The organism is Acinetobacter sp. 251-1, from assembly GCF_030329305.1.
GTDB lineage: Bacteria > Pseudomonadota > Gammaproteobacteria > Pseudomonadales > Moraxellaceae > Acinetobacter > Acinetobacter piscicola_A.
Window position 1 is genome coordinate 1 of the sequence record NZ_JACANS010000052.1, and the last position, 1,482, is coordinate 1,482.

1 protein-coding gene is annotated in these 1,482 nt (G+C 43.8%); it reads right to left on the reverse strand.

Annotated elements, in window-relative coordinates; genetic code table 11:
- Positions 1 to 49 precede the first annotated feature (49 nt).
- A complete protein-coding gene (locus HX129_RS17655; RefSeq protein WP_001280601.1) occupies positions 50 to 1,375 on the reverse strand; it encodes an ISNCY family transposase in 1,326 nt (441 codons plus the stop codon).
- Positions 1,376 to 1,482 lie beyond the last annotated feature (107 nt).

Genomic DNA, 1,482 nt, shown 5'->3' on the forward strand with positions numbered 1-1,482 from the left:
TGTTATTCCTAAGTAGAAATGTCCTACCTAATAACCAAATAGAAATGTCCTATATGGACAATTCCAAGTCAAGCACAGGATTTAGATTTCGTTCTTTGATTGCTATTTTCTGTGCACGTCTGCTTGGCATCTTTTGAGAACGATTGCGTTTGTTTTGTTGTTCCAGTTCTTCATGCTGTTGTTGGATATGATTCAGAACAGCACCCAACCGTTTATTCTCAACAATCTCTCGCTGATTCAGCTGACTTAATTTATCGAAGAGGCTGTAATTGATCTTTCGGCCATCATGCATGAGGGCTACAGTACCATCCGGGTATTCCAGGAACTCAAGATACTTACCGATCAACCTTTGATTTTCTTCGGTGTTTTCCAGGAGATATACGCATTTATCATAAGTAATCGTCAGGCTATTCGTGACTCTGCGGGGTTCACGCCAAGTAAAAATATCATCTAATTCTTCGGCTGTTTCAGTGATAGGCCGATGTAGATCCTTAGGATTAAAAGCCATCTTGGCGAACTTCTGATTGAACTGCTCAATGAAGCAGGGTAGCCAGGCATTAGCTTGCTCAATCGAGCTGATACCTTCCAGACGCATCTCCTTGATCAGACGGTCCTGAAGGGTTCTGTTGGCACGTTCCACACGGCCTTTGGCCTGTGGTGAATTGGCGAAGATGATATCGATATTCAGGGTACTGAGTACGCGTCCAAACTGGGTAATCTTGGTGTCTTTCTTGCTGCTTTGATTCACCCTGAAGACTGAATGTTTGTCGCTGTAAAATGCCAACGGCTTACCATGCTGCTCAACATACAAGCGTGTTGAAATCATATAATCAAAGGCTGATTCTGATTCACAGAAGCGTAAATGCTGCAATTTTCCTGTAGCATCATCGATAAACACCAGCAGACAGCATTTAGCAGCGCGTCCTTCAAACCAGTCATGATATGAGCCATCAATTTGGATCAGTTCACCAAAGCAATCCCGGTTGTAACGAGGCTGATACGGGCGTTTTAGGCGCTTGGATCGAGGAATCCATAAGTCAGCTGCAATCATCCAGGAACGCAGGGTTTCTACTGAAAGATCGAATCCATGTACGGTGGTGAGCTTTTCATGCGCTAAAGTGGGTCCGAAACCATGGAGTTGATCAGAAACAATATTGAGGCACTTGAGTCTGAGTTCTTCAGGAAGTTTGGAATTGCTGATTTGGCCACGACCGGCATGGGCTAATGCAGCGGGACCTTGAGCTTTGTATTTCTGCAGTAAGCGTCTGATCTGACGTTCTGAAATATGAAGTAGCTGAGCAGCCTGGGATTGAGTTATGCGTTGATCGCAGATTTCCTGCAAGACCGACAATCGTTTAAGTTCTTTATCCGACATAGACACCAACATATCAAACCGTCCGCTAACGAAATTGCAAAAGTGCATATTCTAAAAGCGGACATTTTTACTTTGGAGAAACCGGACATTTCTATTTTGGAGTTACA